15 protein-coding genes are annotated in these 15,802 nt (G+C 61.0%); 11 read left to right on the top strand and 4 right to left on the bottom strand.

What is annotated here, in order from left to right:
• The first annotated feature begins 117 nt into the window (after window positions 1–117).
• The 7 genes from DES53_RS12170 to tsaB all read left to right on the top strand — a co-directional run bounded on the left by DES53_RS12170 (window position 118) and on the right by tsaB (window position 6,360).
• Window positions 118–771, top strand: a complete 654-nt coding sequence (locus tag DES53_RS12170; RefSeq protein WP_113958529.1) for an N-acetylmuramoyl-L-alanine amidase family protein — start codon at window positions 118–120, stop codon at window positions 769–771.
• A gap of 11 nt (window positions 772–782) precedes the next feature.
• Window positions 783–2,294, top strand: coding sequence for an NAD(P)H-hydrate dehydratase (locus DES53_RS12165; RefSeq protein WP_113958528.1), 1,512 nt, complete (start codon window positions 783–785; stop codon window positions 2,292–2,294).
• A gap of 89 nt (window positions 2,295–2,383) precedes the next feature.
• Window positions 2,384–3,412, top strand: coding sequence for a signal peptide peptidase SppA (sppA, locus tag DES53_RS12160; RefSeq protein ID WP_113958527.1), 1,029 nt, complete (start codon window positions 2,384–2,386; stop codon window positions 3,410–3,412).
• Window positions 3,413–3,534: 122 nt separating this feature from the next.
• Window positions 3,535–4,377 carry a CPBP family intramembrane glutamic endopeptidase gene (locus DES53_RS12155; protein ID WP_113958526.1) on the top strand — a complete coding sequence of 281 codons (843 nt, stop codon included), beginning with the start codon at window positions 3,535–3,537 and terminating at the stop codon, window positions 4,375–4,377.
• A gap of 10 nt (window positions 4,378–4,387) precedes the next feature.
• The gene (locus DES53_RS12150; RefSeq protein WP_113958525.1) at window positions 4,388–5,290 is read left to right on the top strand and encodes a thiamine-phosphate kinase; all 903 of its coding nucleotides are present in this window, start codon (window positions 4,388–4,390) and stop codon (window positions 5,288–5,290) included.
• Complete coding sequence (gene tsaE / locus DES53_RS12145; protein WP_113958524.1) at window positions 5,287–5,697, top strand: tRNA (adenosine(37)-N6)-threonylcarbamoyltransferase complex ATPase subunit type 1 TsaE; 411 nt, start codon at window positions 5,287–5,289, stop codon at window positions 5,695–5,697. Before DES53_RS12150 ends, tsaE begins: the two co-directional genes overlap by 4 nt.
• A 15-nt stretch (window positions 5,698–5,712) precedes the next feature.
• Entirely contained in the window at window positions 5,713–6,360 is a 648-nt protein-coding gene (gene tsaB, locus DES53_RS12140) for a tRNA (adenosine(37)-N6)-threonylcarbamoyltransferase complex dimerization subunit type 1 TsaB (RefSeq protein ID WP_113958523.1), read from the top strand.
• A gap of 177 nt (window positions 6,361–6,537) precedes the next feature.
• On the opposite strand, the gene DES53_RS12135 is transcribed toward tsaB, so the two are convergent.
• Complete coding sequence (locus tag DES53_RS12135) at window positions 6,538–7,095, bottom strand: hypothetical protein (RefSeq protein WP_113958522.1); 558 nt, start codon at window positions 7,093–7,095, stop codon at window positions 6,538–6,540.
• 21 nt (window positions 7,096–7,116) lie between these two features.
• A complete protein-coding gene (locus tag DES53_RS12130; protein ID WP_113958521.1) occupies window positions 7,117–8,031 on the bottom strand; it encodes a nucleotidyltransferase family protein in 915 nt (304 codons plus the stop codon).
• A gap of 128 nt (window positions 8,032–8,159) precedes the next feature.
• On the opposite strand from DES53_RS12130, the gene thiE reads away from it, so the two are divergent.
• Window positions 8,160–8,804 (top strand): thiamine phosphate synthase, encoded by a 645-nt coding sequence (gene thiE / locus DES53_RS12125; RefSeq protein ID WP_113958520.1) that lies wholly within the window; start codon window positions 8,160–8,162, stop codon window positions 8,802–8,804.
• 38 nt (window positions 8,805–8,842) lie between these two features.
• Here thiE and DES53_RS12120 read toward each other — a convergent pair whose 3' ends face one another.
• Entirely contained in the window at window positions 8,843–9,916 is a 1,074-nt protein-coding gene (locus tag DES53_RS12120; RefSeq protein WP_113958519.1) for a phage holin family protein, read from the bottom strand.
• 25 nt (window positions 9,917–9,941) lie between these two features.
• A complete protein-coding gene (locus tag DES53_RS12115) occupies window positions 9,942–11,183 on the bottom strand; it encodes an OmpA family protein (protein ID WP_113958518.1) in 1,242 nt (413 codons plus the stop codon).
• A 252-nt stretch (window positions 11,184–11,435) separates the two neighbouring features.
• Here DES53_RS12115 and DES53_RS12110 point away from each other — a divergent pair, with 252 nt between their 5' ends.
• The 3 genes from DES53_RS12110 to purN all read left to right on the top strand — a co-directional run bounded on the left by DES53_RS12110 (window position 11,436) and on the right by purN (window position 15,655).
• Entirely contained in the window at window positions 11,436–12,356 is a 921-nt protein-coding gene (locus tag DES53_RS12110) for a PfkB family carbohydrate kinase (RefSeq protein WP_113958517.1), read from the top strand.
• A 16-nt stretch (window positions 12,357–12,372) separates the two neighbouring features.
• Entirely contained in the window at window positions 12,373–14,079 is a 1,707-nt protein-coding gene (locus tag DES53_RS12105; RefSeq protein ID WP_113958516.1) for an ABC transporter ATP-binding protein, read from the top strand.
• Window positions 14,080–14,197: 118 nt separating this feature from the next.
• Window positions 14,198–15,655 (top strand): phosphoribosylglycinamide formyltransferase, encoded by a 1,458-nt coding sequence (purN, locus tag DES53_RS33480; RefSeq protein ID WP_245958151.1) that lies wholly within the window; start codon window positions 14,198–14,200, stop codon window positions 15,653–15,655.
• Window positions 15,656–15,802: the final 147 nt, after the last annotated feature.

The raw sequence follows: 15,802 nt of genomic DNA, 5'->3' as shown, positions 1-15,802 counted from the left end.
ATGCCGCAGGCCGACCGCCTGCGGCATCTTTTTTGGGGTTGCGACAGCGGTGCTTTGGTTTAAAAGCACAGCTTTCCTTGCGCTGCGCAGGCAGCCGCAGTTCATTCCCAGCATTTCATGTCAGCCACCCTTGTGAATGAAATCGGAGCCACGTTGCGGCGCAGGTCGTTCAGCGTTCGCATGGCGTTGTTCCTGACTCTGTGTTGCTGGATGGCCGGCACTGGAGCGGTGCGTGCTTTTGATACGGTGATTCTTGACCCGGGTCACGGCGGGCATGACCGCGGAGCGGCCATTGGGTACGTGTTTGAAAAGCATCTGGCACTCGATACCGCACGCCGGGTGGAGCAGCTGCTTCGCGCCCAGGGGCTCAAGGTTATCATGACCCGCAGCTCGGATGTCTTCATCCCGCTGCCCGGACGTTCCTCAAAGGGGAACAGCGTTCGCAATGCTGTCTTTGTCAGCATCCACTACAATTACAGCCGTGGCGGCTCTGGCAATGGTCTGGAAACCTTCTACTGCCACAATGACAGCTACAAGCTGGCTGGCTACATCCAGGCCTACATCATCCAGGAGTCGCGTCTCTCCAATCGTGGCGTGAAGCATGCGAACTACCACGTGATCCGCGAAACGTCCAAGAACCCCGCCGTGCTGGTAGAGTGTGGATTTGTGAGCAATTCCAGCGAGCGTGCCGCCATGATGACCGGCCTGTACCGCGAGCGTCTGGCCGTGGGCATCGCCAAGGGCATTCTGGCGTATCGCATGGACAAGTAGTATGCTGGCGCATGATTGTCTCGTGCGCGCAGATGCTGGAGGGTGAACGGGTGGCGTTTGCGCGTGGCGTGAGTGCCGCCGATCTCATGGAGGAGGCTGCCCGTGGTATTTTTGAGGCCATTCGCCAATTCCATCCCCAGCCGGGTACGGCGGTCCTCTATCTTGGCAAAGGGAACAACGCGGGTGATGCACTGGTGGTGGGGCGCCTCATGCTGGACTCGGGCTGGAAGGTGCTCGCGCGTCCCGTGGGTGAGGTGGCGGAGTTCAAGGAACTTCCGGCAAAGCATTGGCAGGTGATCTCCGACCGGGTGCCGATCGTTGCGGATCTCTCTCCTTTGTACCGCGAGCCTGGTGCTTTGGTGCTCGTGGACGGCATCCTCGGGATTGGTGCGTCGCCCTCTCCGCTCAAAGGCGCCTATGCGGCAGCAGTGGGGGAGATGAATGCCCTGCGCCGTGCCCGTCATGCCTTCACGGTCGCCATCGATTTGCCCTCGGGGCTGAATCCCACGGCGGATGCGCCATCGGAGAGCGCTTGTGTGGAGGCTGACCTCACCGTCACGGTCGCTCATGCGAAGGATGTCCTGCTCGCCGATGGCGCCACGAAGTGGGTGGGCCGACTGGCCATCGCTCCCCTGGCAGAGCTGGAAAGCATCCACACCGAGGAGACCGCCCGCGTGATCACTTCGCGTGATCTGCTACCGGAGCTGCCGTGCCGCTCATTTGATTTCCACAAGGGACAGGCTGGACGGGTGGGCATCGTGGCGGGTTCGCGAGGTTTTGTAGGTGCGGCGCTTCTGACGGCCACAGCTGCCCTCAGGGGAGGGGCAGGACTGATCACCCTGTATGTCATGGAGGAGGACTACTCCATCTTCGCAGCGCAGGCTCCGCTTGAGGTCATGGTGAAGCCTGTCGCGGACTATCTGGAGGTGCTGGCGAACAAGCACGATGCCCTGGCCATTGGCCCCGGTTTGGGAAAAGAATCCCAGGAGCGCATTCTTGAGATCATCCAGCTCTCGGAGGCGCCCATGGTCCTCGACGCGGACGCTCTGAACATGCTTGCTGAGGGACATCTGGATCTTTTGAAGACTCTCAAGGCACCGGCACTGCTGACACCGCATCCGGGAGAGATGCAGCGCCTGACCAAAGGCGGAGCTCACGTGCATGCCGGTGCTACCCGGCGTGAACAGGCCGAGAAGATGTCCGTCGCTTTCCCCGGTACCACCTGGCTCTTGAAAGGTTCACGTACGGTGATCGCAACGCAGGATCAGGCGACCTCCTTCAACACCACCGGACAACCCGGCATGGCCACGGGTGGCATGGGGGATGTGCTCACCGGATTGTGCGCCGCGCTGATGGGTCAGGGATTGTCGCTTCATGAAGGAGCGTGCCTTGGAGCCTGGCTCAGTGGGAGATCGGCAGAGCGGGCAATGCTTGCCGGGCAGTCGGCGGAGTCCCTGTCGCCGGGCGACGTGCTTGCGCATTTGGGCGAGGCGTTTACCGACCTGAAACGTGGGGTGTTTTGACGGCCTGAGTAGACGGGGCGCTGAAAGCTGGCGGAATCATTCCGGTCCGGCCATTGCCTTCTGCCCCGGCCCGTTTACAGTCCCGCGCCATGAAAAGCAAAGGACTCGGGTGCCTGATCACTTTCCTTGTTGTCGCGCTGGTTTTCAGCGTGCTGTTCAATTTCGTCGGAGCGGCGGCCTTGCTGGGCATCGGCTTGGAGGAGTCGCAGTTCGCCTATGTGCAGCCGAAGCAGAGGTTCAGCCAGGTGCTGGAGCAGAATGCGTTGAACGACTCCAAGGACAAGATTGTGCAGATTGACATGGAGGGCATCATTGCCAGCGGGTCCGCGGGTCAGCTGTTTTCCTCCGGCGGCATGAGTGTGGATGGTGTCAGGCGCGCGCTGGAACAGGCCACGAAAGACGGTGCCGTGAGGGCCATCGTTTTGAAAGTGAACTCCCCCGGCGGTGAAGTCACAGCGTCGGATACGTTGTATCACGCAGTAAAACAGGCCGCGAAAATCAAGCCGGTGGTGGTGTACATGGACAGCATGGCGGCTTCCGGCGGCTACTACCTCGCCTGCGGCGCCACCAAGATTGTGGCCAATGAGACCACGCTCACCGGCAGCATCGGTGTGATCATCCAGACGCTGAACTACAGCCAGACTTTTGACAAGGTGGGCCTGCAGACCCTGACCTTTGCCAGCGGCGCCTTCAAGGACAGCCTCAGTGGTTCCCGTCCCATGCGTGATGATGAAAAGGCCTACATCCAAAACCTCGTGACACAGATGTATGACAAGTTCCTCGGCATCGTCTCCCAGGCGCGTGGCATCGATACCGAGACTCTGAAGAACGGCATCGCCGATGGACGTGTGCTCACCGGCAAGGAAGCCCTGGAGAAGAAGCTGGTGGACAAGGTCGGCTACATTGAAGATGCCTACGCTCTGGCGAAGGAACTCTCGAGCTCCGCCAATGCCATGGTGGTGCGCTATCAGCACACCCCCAGCTTTGGTGATATCCTCGGTGTGCTGGGAGAGTCCCAGGCATCCAAGGGCACTTTGAAAATTGATGTGAGCGAACGTCTGCTGCCGCGCCTGGAGGCCGGTCGCATGTATTTGCTGCCGTCCCACATGATTCCTTGAGTTGTCCGGGGCTCGTGCCATCAAATCAAAGGCAGTCATGCTTGCGCTGAAACCGGCTGGGAAACCGCCCCGCCGCTTCGTGAGGGAGTGCCTCATGTGCACCCTTTGCTTTTCCCCTCCTCATGAGTCACGCTGAGTCCATGGCCGTCCTGCGGGACGTGTACCTTATTGGCATGGCCTCGGCAGCCGTGGCCGTGCTGGTGTACGGGCTCATCCGCAGCAAATCCCACCTGGCGTGGAACTACCAGGGGAACGTCCTCGCCCGGCCCTACAATGTGCTGGACGGCATGGCCGTGCTGCTTCTGCTGGTCATCATCGGGTCGAGCTTCTTCGCCCCGGGTGGAGAGTCGGGCGCAGCAACCCGGGCAACCGAGGACCCGGACGGACCCAATACCGTGGGCATCCTGGCGAGCATGCTGTTCATGCTCGTGATCTGCACCTTCATCATCGTCTACCTGAGGCTCTTCCGGGATTTGCACCCGCCGGAGCTCTTCGGTTTGAGGCACATGCCGGTGCACCACGCCTTGTTGTGGGGGTTCCTGGCGATCGTCGTTACCTACGCGGTGGTGTTTTTGGTGGCATCACTGAAAGATGGTATCTCCCAGGATCAGTCCCCGCAGGAAACCGTGGACTCCTTTCGCAAGACCACGGACTGGGGGTTCCGCATTTTGATGGGATTTATGGCGATTGTTATTGCGCCTGTCACGGAGGAGTTGATCTTCCGGGGGTTTGTGTATGGAGTAGCCAAGCGCTTCACGGACCGTTGGTTTGCCACCATCTTCTCCGCAGTCATGTTCGCCATCGTCCATTTCCACGTTGGAACCGCGCCGGAATTGTTTGTCCTCGGCCTGGGCTTTGCTGTGGCGTACGAGCAGACGGGAAGCCTGTTGGTGCCCGTCTTCATGCACATGTTTTTTAATGCCTGGAACATTTTCCTGATGGCTGCGGCTGCTGCCTTTTCCTGAGATTCCAACCATGTCGACTGTTTCCGAGATTGGAGAGAACCGCCTGGTGCAACTGCTCACTGAGAAGTTGCCGGGGCGTGAGGACGTGGTGAAAGGCGTGGGTGACGATTGTGCTGTGGTACTACCCGCGCCGCGTGGGTGGCTTCAACTGCTGAAGACGGATTGTGTGGTGGAAGGTGTGCATTTCCTCCGTGAGCACGCTCCCGAGCAGGTGGGGTGGAAAGCCATGGCTCGTGTGGTGAGCGACATCGCCTCCATGGCCGGAGAGCCCCAGCATGCGCTCGTCACGCTGGTGCTCCCGCCCGACACGCAGGTGTCATGGGTGGAGCGGCTCTATGATGGTCTGCAGCGTTGCGCGAACCTCTTCAACATCGCTCTCGTGGGTGGAGAGACCTCGTCAGGAAATCAACTGGTGATCTCCGTGAGCCTCGCCGGGAGGGTGAAAACCACGCGCTGCGCCCGCCGTGACGGTGCGAGAGAAGGCGATGCCATCATGGTCACGGGAAAGCTCGGTGGTTCGCAAGGGGGGCACCATCTCACCTTCATCCCGCGTCTCTCGGAGGCTGACTGGCTGGCGGACAATGCCCGGCTGCATGCGATGATGGACATCAGTGATGGCCTCGCCAAGGACCTGCCGCGCATGGCGTTGGCCAGTGGGGTGGAGTTCGTGCTGGAGGAAAGTTCCCTCCCTGTGCATCTTGGTTGCACGCGTGAACAGGCATGGAGCGACGGGGAGGACTATGAGTTGCTGCTTGCCGTGCCGCTGAGAGCCGCCCGACGGCTTGAGAGCGCATGGAGCCGGAAGTTTCCTGAAACGCCGATGACCTGCATCGGCAGGTTTGTCCCGGTAGGTCACGGGGTGAAGCCCTCTTTTGCCGGGCATGGCTGGGATCATTTTGGACCGGCAAGATGACAGCGCGGCTCGCACAGGTGGAAGACACGGTGGCTTGGGGGCGAGAACTGGCATCGACCTTGAAATCCGGGGAAATCGTTGCGCTCGTGGGCAACCTCGGTGCCGGCAAGACGCATGCCACCAAGGGCATCGTGGCCGGGCTTGGGAGCGATGCGGAGGTGAGCAGCCCCACGTTTACCCTGGTGCATGAATACGAAGGCGGCAGGCTTCCGGCATTCCACTTCGATTTCTACAGGCTCGATGCCGCGCAGGAAGTGCTGAACATCGCGTGGGATGACTATCTGGATGGTGGTGGCGTGGTCATCGTGGAATGGGCCGACCGCTTTCCGGAACTGATCCCTGATGGGGCCCGGTGGTTTCATTTTGAAATCCTGCCTGACGGCGCGCGGCAGGTGGTGGAAAGGTGATGCTTGAGCCTTGCCATGCCTGACTGTGTTCTTGCCATCGAAACCTCCACCCCTCGCGGCAGCGTGGCGGTGGTGAAAGGTGACGCGACTGTGGTGTACGAGCACAGCTTCTCGTCCGAACGTTCGCACAACTCGCAGCTCTTTGAGCCCTTGCGGGAAGCACTGGAGAAGTGCGGAGACGACTTGCGCGCGATTGTCGTGGGGACTGGTCCGGCGTCTTATACCGGTGTGCGCATCGGCATTGCTGCGGCGCAAGGTGTGGCCATGTCTCGTGGCGTTCCGTTGATTGGGTTGCCTTCGGTGCTGGCACCGGAGGTGGATGGTGGGGTGGGTGACAGGTTTGTCGTGTGTGGCGATGCGCGGCGTGGGAAGTATTTCGTGGCGGAGGTGCGTGGTGATGAACTGGTGGGCGAAGTGGTCACCATGGATGCAGATGCTTTCCGCGAGAAGCATGCGGCACGAGGAATGGATACACCCTGGTACACCTATGATGGCAAGGTGCCGCTTGGGCTGGAGGATGTGATGTGTGTCATGCCCTCGGCGATTGGACTCGCGGAGATTGCTGCGGGGATGGTGGAGGATGAGATTGCCGAACTGGCGAAACGGGCGCTGGAGCCTGTCTATCTTGCGGAGGCGTATGTGACGCAGCCGAAAAGAAAGTAGTCCGCCGAGCCTTCGGCGGTCAGGGCGGCGGTGGGGGGGATGTGAGCCGACATCTTTGACGAATGCGGAAAGTAAGTGGCGGGTAGGAAAACCCGCCAGCCACTGTCCGGTCAGGAGACCCGACTTCCTGCAACTGACCGCCGAGGCTCGGCGGACTACTTTCTGCTTCGCCTCGCCTCACACTGCGTGCGAGGGCGCCTTCCAAAAGATCTCTTCGGAGGACTCCTCTACTTTCACAAAGAACGGTCCTCGCAGCGACTCGATAAATTTGTTGAGGCACTCGGGTGAATCTAGTTCCAAGCGAACATGGTGCATGTTGCCTTCTCGCTTTCTGGAAGCGCCGTGCACATAAGGCGCGCTGAGATAGTCCACAAAGCTGAAGGCGAAGTACGCGGCCTCATCCGACATCCATATCAGCTTCAGGAAGCACTCGAAACGCGATGAAGCACCCAGCTCTTCCTCCGCATCGCTTGTTTCTGCCTTAAGGCCGTCCCATCTGCCGTCATTGAAGCTGATGAGATAACTAGGACCAAAGACGTTCAACTCCTTCATCCGCTCCCTGAGTTGGTCACCGAAATCCGGTGCCGCATCATCCATGCGGGAGAGCACCCCAAAGAGCGCGAGCGCGCTCATGTTGTTCGCACACTCGCGGATAAGGCTATCCGTATCGATGTCATACACCACGCCGTCCCGGTAGAGAACGCGCATGAGCTTCTCTACCGTGGGGCTGGGCATGGTGTGGCAATCGTTGACGTCTTAACCCCACAGAGGCGCAGGGTATTCTCCGGCGTCCGTGAGTTTCTTGATGCTGGCGACGACGATTTCCTTGTCCTCGGGATAGGTCACGCCGAACCAGGAGCTGGAGGTCTGCAGCACTTCCACTTCCGCGGTGCCCTGCTTGATGAAGAGGTCCACTTCCTTGGGCACGTAGCACTCGGACTTCTGGCTGGTGCCATCCTTCTTGAGGAAGTTTACAAACGCCTCGCGAAGCTGCGGGAAGACATCCGGGGTGAAGCCCCAGAAGTTCATGCTCACGAGTTCGTGCCCGGTGAGTTCGATGTGGTTGTCCGGGTCTTCCTCGTTGCGGGCGCCGGAGGGAGTCTTCACGATCTTGGTCATCTCCGTCACGGAGGTGAGTTTGCCTTCGTGGCTGGTGCACACGCCGCGGGCCACGCTGCCGTGCTCGGAGAGGGTATTCTTGAGTTGGAAGCCAACGAGCGAGTAGCGCTTGCGTCCATCCACGGGATGAAGCGTGGGCAGGTTTGCGGCGAGCTTGGCAAAGGCGTCACGACCATAGAAGTCGTCCGCATTGATCATGGCGAAGGGTTCCTTCACCTGCGCTTCGGCGGCGAGCACGGCATGCGTGGTGCCCCAGGGTTTCACGCGGCCCTCAGGGACGCTGAATCCTTCCGGTAGGTCCGTGATGGACTGGAAGGCGTACTCCACCGGCACGCGCTTGTCGAAGCGGCTGCCAACCTTCGTCTTGAACTCCTCTTCAAAATCGCGGCGGATGACGAAGACCACCTTGCCGAAGCCCGCGCGCACGGCGTCGAACACGGAATAGTCCAGCACGGTTTCGCCGTTGGGACCCATGGGGTCGAGCTGCTTGAGACCGCCATAGCGACTGCCCATGCCGGCAGCGAGGATGAGGAGGGTGGGTTTCGTGGACATTGGAACGTGGACTAAACGTGAGAACGCAAAATGCGGTCGTGAGACTCCGCACACAGGGCATGCCGGTCAACAGGAAACCTCGCAAGAGCGTTGACCACTGGCCGTGTCCCGTGGAAGCGTTGCCCCCTATGCGTCGCATCGAGGACTGTCACCTGTATGGCATCGTGGATCTGGGGTATGTCGAGCCCCGAAAGGTGCCGGAAATGACCCATGCCCTCGTCGAGGGGGGGGTGGACGTGCTGCAGCTTCGCGCCAAGAAGCTCATTGCCGGAGAGGTGGAGCGCCTTGCGCGGGAAATGCTGCCCATCACCCGCCTGGCAGGCGTGCCGCTGGTGATCAACGATCACCCGGCTGTGGCCGCCAGCGTGGGCAGCGAAGGCATTCATGTGGGACAGGATGATCTCAGCGTGGCGGAGACTCGTGCGTTGGTGGGGTCGGCTTGCTTTGTGGGGAAGTCCACGCATAGCGTGGCGCAGGCCCGCGCTGCGATGGACGAGGGCGCTGACTACATCGGCTTCGGACCGCTCTATGCCACTGGCACGAAGCCCGACTACGTGCCCATTGGCCTGGAGAACATCAAGGAAGTGTACTCCTTTGCCACCTGCCCGGCGTTTTGCATCGGTGGCGTGAATTGGGAGCGTCTTCCGGAGATACTCGCCGCAGGAGCGCAACGCGTGGTGGTGGTGTCCGCGTTCCTTTGCGCTCCCGATGTGCGCGCCGCGGTGCGTCAGGTGAAGCAGGCTCTGGAGGCCAGTCGAACGGTGGGTGGGTAGATCTTTTTTCCGCGTGAGCGCTGGCATCGCTACGATGCTCACGCATCTGTCTCGGCAGCGGGCACGAAGGGAAGCGGCTCCATGTCGAGTGGTGGCAGGGGAGGATGCGGTGGAGCTTCCACGCGGCTGCGAATCAGCGATGTCAGGGCACTCCGTTGGGAAATGCCGCTGCCATCAGGTGTGGGGGTCCCTGAGGATTGAGTCCAGAGCGTAAATGCCTGGCCGCGTGGAGAGGCAGGGCGTTCATCCGGGAAAGTCACGATGACACGTCGCTCAGCCGGCCGTGGGTAGCTTGCCACACTGCGCACTGCAGTGGCCGTGGCTGCGATCAGGGCATCGCGAGAGGGAGGCAAAGCAGACAAGGCAGCCGGCGCCGGTTCTGATTCCGGCTCAGGGAGTGGAAGCGTAAGGGGCGGGACGAAGTCGGTGCACGTCCACAGGGTGAAGGCTGCACTGGGCGGCCAAGCGAGACGAACATGCGCGGGCTGGAAATCGTCCGTGGTCCACAAGGTAAAAGCAGAGCTGGGCGGAAAGAGCTGCGGCGCGGTGGGAGCTGGTGTGGGTTCCCAGCCCTCCTCTGTCCACAGCGAGAATGCCTGGCTCGGGGGAAAGACGAGAGGCGGGACATCGAGCTCCCGTTCTGGAGGGGTAGGGAAGAGCAAGGGGGCCGTGAATCCGGTGTCTTCCGGTGCGGGCGATTCCGCAGGAGTATTGGACAGGACCTCGGCGATGCACACCACCTTCGGAGTGGCAGGCTCGGTCCAGATGGTGAAGGCGCGGCTGGCGGGTGGCGCTGAGGTCTCACCCGGCTCCTCCGCAGGTGGTAGGTCAGGTTCTGAAAGCTCCAACGTAGAAGCGTTGCCCTGAGTGCGGGGCGACTGCCCGGCGATGCGCCGCTTGAGCTGTGCGGCCTCATTCTTCAGGGACTCGATGGTGGCTTCAGCAACCCGATAGCGCCGCTTGTAACCCCGCCACAGCAGGCCTCCGAACCAGAGACCCAGGATGAAGAACACCAGCCCCACGATGCTGATGAAGAGACCGCTGGTGACGAAGAAATAAGTCGTCGCGTCCAGGCTTTGGAGCAGTTCGGAAAGGGATGAGTTGGAGCCCATGATTGGCGGCGGTTGCTGGCAGACTTCACTTCACCAGCAGCTCGACTCGAGCCACGGGTTCTTCGGCAGAGGAAACGGGTTCAAAGACACCTGCCTCCAGACAGGCGGCGGGTACGCCACGCGATACCAATTCGCTGACGATGGACTCCGCGCGACTCCGCGCAGCATCAGCAGTCTCATTTGCCAGCGGTGCTGCACCGGCAATGACACGCACCTCAGCACCCGCATCCCGAATCGTGGCGGCTGCGTCATCGAGCATGGCCGCCTGGGTAGGGGCGGCCGTGACGGCGCCGTTCTCAAACTGAATCACCGCTTTCGAGAGCGACTTCTGTACACCCTTCACCTTGTCCGCGGCTAGGCGCGACTGCGGTTTGTACGAAGGGAAGTGATACAGGGAGGGGAACACCTGAAAGCCGGCGATGATGGTGATCCGCTCCGGGAAGCGATTGAGCGACGTCATCCAGCGGTCACGCATGGAAGGCGTGGCATAGCCACGAATGAGCAGTTCTTGTCCCCTGGCTTCGATGCTCTGCGCGCCGGGAGACGTGAGGAAGACGGAGAGCAAGGGGGGTAGCGCTTCCTCATCGGCAAAGGCGGCTGCAGTGACGTACGGCCCCGCGCGGAGTTCACTGAAGTCCAGAGGCGTGGTGCCACCGCCCAAGGGCACTGCCAGCACGATGGCCTGCCGAAGTTTCATCGTCGGCAGATCGCCGCTGATTCGAAAGGTATCATTCCCCCGCGTGACCTTCAGGCTGGCTTTGGCCCGGAGAACGCCCTGAAGCTGGGTCAGCAGAGCGGGCAGTTCCTGTGCAGAGGAGATGGATTGCGGAATCACGTGCGGGAGGACCTGCACACCCGAGTCCTCGACTTCCAAGCCGGGCCTCAGCTCCTGAATCCAGGAACTGATCTCAGCGAGCTCTGCGGTGCGGTGCAGCCAGCCGGTCAAGGTGAGCCGTGACCCGGCGAGCGTGCCAGTGATCCCGGGGCGGATTTGGAGGTGATTGTCTTCTTCCCGACAGCGCAGGCCCGGGACGGCGTCTACAGCCGCTCGTGCCTCCTCCCGTTGCGATGGCTGATCCACGGTCCCGCGCAGGGAGACGTCGACATAGTTGAGCTCCGCTTTCACTCCGGAGAACGCAGGCCTGGAGAGCGCTGCCGCCACCTGAGTGGCAAGCTTTGGCTGCAGACGGTCCAGGAACTCCTGCCGGAACAGGAGGGCGAGCACTGGAAGCGCAAGGAGCAGGATGATGGTGTAGAGAAACCTCATGCCGGGACGCGGTCTGAATAATTACGTAGCCAAACGGCCGGAATTCAAGGGCGGGGAGGTCCAAAGTGTTTTTGAGCTTCGGGCGGAAGTGGACCGTTCCCTGAGGTCGGCTGAACCTGAGCTGCTTCGCTCTGGCCAAAGCCTGCAATCTGGGCATCCCTGTCTGGACTCACTTTCAGTTGCAGAGACGGTGGATGGGGTGAAACACTCCCGCCCCTCCCATCCGGGAACCGAATCCAGAACCTTTACTCCATGTCCCTACTCATTTCCGGCTCCATTGGCATCGACAACATCAAGACCCCCACCGCCTCTGAAGACGGCCTGCTGGGTGGCTCCGCCGCATATGCTGCGCTGGCGGCCGGCCTGTTTGTGAAGCCGGTGCACCTGGTGGGCATTGTGGGCGCGGACTTCCCGAAGGCTCACCTCGACATGCTGACCGGCAAGGGCATCGAGCTCGGCAGTGTGGAGCGCAGCGCCGGCGAGAGCTTCACCTGGAGCGGCGAGTACCATGCGGACATGAACACCCGCGACACCTTGAAGGTGGGCATCAACGTGCTGGAACACTGGCAGCCCAAGCTTTCCGCAGAGGCAGCCGGAGTGAAGTTTGCCATGCTGGGGAACATGAGCCCGGACAACCAGCTGCAGACGCTGGAGCAGTGCAAGGCAGTGGAGTTCGTCGCGGCAGACACGATGGACCTTTGGATCAACATCGCCAATGATCGCCTGCATGACGTGATGAAGAAGCTCGACCTCCTGGTTATCAACGACGGCGAGGCGAAGCAATTCACCGGCACCTCCAACTTGATCGAGGCCGGACGCCGCCTGCAGCAAAAGGGGCCCAAGTATGTGGTCGTGAAGCGTGGTGAGCACGGCAGCTTCCTCTTCGGCAATGGTCCGGAGGAGTTTTTCGCCTGCTCGGCCTATCCGTTGAGCAGCGTGTTTGATCCGACGGGCGCCGGCGACAGCTTCCTCGGCGGCATGATCGGCTGGCTCGCCTCGCAGAGCAAGAGCAAGCCCACCTTTGAGGAACTCAAGGTCGCCGTGGCCCACGGCAGCGTGGTGGCCAGCTTCACTTGTGAGGCCTTCAGCACCCAGCGCCTGGAGCGCGTGGATGGAGCCGACGTGAAAAAGAGACTCGAAGAATTGAAGGCCTATACCGCGTTCGCGGCGTAACACTTTGTTACGCTGAATGAAGGTCATCCTCCGTGTCTTTGGCTACGTCCGCCGGTATCCCGGCATGGCGATGGCGCAGCTTACCTGCGCGATCCTGGGCACGGTGTTGGTGCTGGTGTTTCCGAATCTCGCGCAGCGCATCGTGGATGGCCAGGTGCCGCGCGAGCACATCGGCACGGCGATTCTGATCGGTCTGGGTGCGTTCTTCGCCCAGGACTTTCTGAACGCGATGCGCATCCAGCTCAACAACACCTTCGAGCAGCTCGTCATCTACGATCTGCGGAGTGAGATGTACGAGCGCCTGCAGCGCCTGCCACTGCGCTGGTTCGACAACCGGCCCACCGGCGACATCATGACGACGGTGAGTGAGGACATTCCCGCGGTGGAACGTGTGCTCATCGATGGCATTGAGCAGGGAGTCATCGCCATTCTGCAGATTGCCATCGTGGCGGTGTACATGTTCAACGTGAACACCACCCTTGCGTGGGCCACGTGCGCACCGGTGCCGTTCATCGCCTTCGGAGCACTCGCCTACACGCTGACCTCCAAAGAGCGGGCTCGCAAGGTGCGCAAAGCCAGCAGTGCCATGAACTCGCTGCTGCACGACAACGTGGCGGGCATGCGGCAGATCAAGGCCTATGCCATGGAGAAGGAGGAGCACACTCGCTTCAACCTGGCGAGTGATGCCCTGCGCCGGGCCACCCTCCACATCATGCGGGTGTGGTCCGTGTACCGGCCAACCATGAACTTCATGACGAACCTGGGCTACATCCTCGTGGTCTGGGTGGGTGCGACTGCGCTGTACCGTGGTGAAATCTCCGCCGGCGAGATCCTCTCCTTCATCATCCTGTTGCGGATGTTCTATGAACCTATCGGGCAAATCCACTCGCTGAACCAGCTCTTTGTGGGTGGACGAAGTGCGGGCGAGCGGGTGTTCGACATCCTGGATGCGGAGGAGGAAAAGGACAATGACACCGGCCGGAAGCTCGACAGCATTGAGGGCCACATCGTCTATGACCGGGTGCACTTCAGCTATGGGAGTGTGCCCACCGTGAATGAGGTGTCTCTGGAGGCGCAGCCGGGCCAGACCATTGCCTTGGTGGGTCCTACGGGCGCTGGGAAAAGCACGCTTATCAACCTGCTCACCCGTTTTTATGAGTACGACTCCGGCTGCATCTACCTGGACGGCGTGCCGGTGCGGGACCTGAACAAGGCCTGGCTCCGGGCAAACACCGGCTACGTCACGCAGGAGAGCTTCCTGTTTAACGGCACGGTGCGGGAGAATCTGCTCATTGGACGCCGTGAGGCCACTGACGAGGAACTCTGGACGGCGCTGGAGAACGCGAACGCCAGACACTTCGTGGAAGCCCTGCCGGACGGTCTGGGCACCAAGGTGGGTGAGCGCGGTATCAAGCTCAGTGTGGGGGAAAAACAACGCGTGTCCATTGCCCGCGCCCTGTTGCGGAATCCCAGGATTCTGCTGCTGGATGAGGCCACCGCCAGCGTGGATACCGAGACCGAACGGCAGATCCAGCAGGCGCTGGATGCCCTGATGAAGAACCGCACCAGCTTCGTGATTGCCCACCGTCTGAGCACGGTACGGCACGCCGACCGCATCTACGTACTGGAGAAGGGGACGGTCGTGGAGCACGGCACGCACGACGAACTCATGGCAAAAAACGGTTTGTATGCCGGCCTGTGCCGGACGAGTTTGATGGCCTAGGCGGACGCGGGATCTGCGATACCTGAGGAATATTTTTGTTGCCACGGGGCTCCGTCTCCGTTCGCTTAGTGAGTCAGCCCATTTCGGGAAATCCCGCGCTTCCATTTTCATCAGCCCCATGTCCCAAGATTCCTGGATCACCACCGCGGAAGCCGTCCGCGACTTTCGAGATCAGCTCGATGCGGAGGGAAGGAAACTGGTCTTCACCAACGGATGCTTCGATCTCCTGCATGCCGGTCATGTGCGCTACCTGAGGCAGGCTCGCGCATTGGGGGATGGCCTGGTGGTGGCGCTGAATTCTGACGCCTCGGTACGTGCGTTGAAGGGGGAGGCACGGCCGATCAACCACCAGGAAGATCGCGCGGAAATCCTCATGGCTCTCCAGAGCGTGAATGGCGTGGTGATCTTTGATGATCCCCGCGTGACGAAGCTCATCGAGATCATTCGCCCGCATGTGTATGCCAAGGGTGGAGACTATACCCTGGAGACGCTCGACGCCGGTGAGCGCGAAGCTCTCATCAAGGCAGGATCCACCATCTGCCTGCTGCCGCTTGTGCCGGGTAGATCCACCACGAACACCATCGGGCGCATGCGTGCCGGTGAGGATGCTCCTGTGCCTGCTCCTCCCAAAAACACACCGCCCGTGGCTGCCGCTGCGGATGATGCGCCTGTTCCCGTTTCAGTTCCGCTTCCAGCGGCTGCATCCGTTCCTGCCCCCGAGCTTGAGCCAACGGCTCCCGAGCCCGCGGCAGCCGCTGTCGCCGTTTTGCAGGAGCCCGGAAAGGTCGTCACACAGAGCATTCCGCTTCCACTTTCTGAAATCAGGAAGACGAATACCCAGAGCATTCCGCCGGTGGAGCCGCGCAAGCCTGCCACGGTGACGCAGGGCATTCCCAGAGTCATCACGACTACCATTGCACCTCGGGAGGAGACGCTCTCCATCCAATCCCGGGCGACGGGCGCGGTGCCTCTCTCGCCGAGAGTTTTGCCCCTCCGCATTGGCGTGTTGGGGAGTGGTCAGGGAACCAACTTCGAGGCCATCCAGCGTGCCATTGATGACGGCCGCCTGAATGCGGAAATCGCCGTGGTGATTTCGGATGTGGAGGGCTCACGTCTTCTCGCCAAGGCGCGTGAGTCAGGCCTGTCTCGTGTGTTTGTAGATCCCGGTCCGAATGCCAGGGTGCTTCCGATCGAGGCGCAGGAGGAAATCTACGAGCAGCTCAAGGCACACGAGGTGCAGGTGGTGGTCCTCACCGGCTTCATGCGGGTGATTAAAGATCCACTTCTCTCCGGGTACAAGGATCGCATCGTGAACATCCATCCTTCATTGCTTCCCAAGTTCAAAGGCAAGGCTGCCTGGGTGCAGGCGTTGGAAGAAGGGGAAGTGGAAACCGGCTGCACCGTGCATCTCGTAAATGCAGAAGTGGATGGTGGAAGAGTCCTGGCGCAGGCCAAGGTGCCGATCCACATCGGTGATACGGCGGACGATGTCTTCTACCGCATCCAGGCAGAAGAACATCTGCTGCTGCCGGAAGTGCTGAACAACTGGCGCGAGAGCGGGCTGCCGGTGGGTTGAGTGTCCACGGGATGGCGGAGGACAGGAATGCTGGAAGGGTGGGCTGGTGAGCCCATTCCTCGCGGTGAACATGATGCGTTGTTCACAGGGATTCCGGTGAATTACTTTCTTGAGGCAATCACTTGTTTTGAAGCGTCGATCAGCGTA

The organism is Roseimicrobium gellanilyticum (assembly GCF_003315205.1).
GTDB classification, from domain to species: domain Bacteria; phylum Verrucomicrobiota; class Verrucomicrobiia; order Verrucomicrobiales; family Verrucomicrobiaceae; genus Roseimicrobium; species Roseimicrobium gellanilyticum.
The sequence above is the reverse complement of the archived record's forward strand: the minus strand, read 5'-3'. Positions and strand labels throughout refer to the sequence as shown.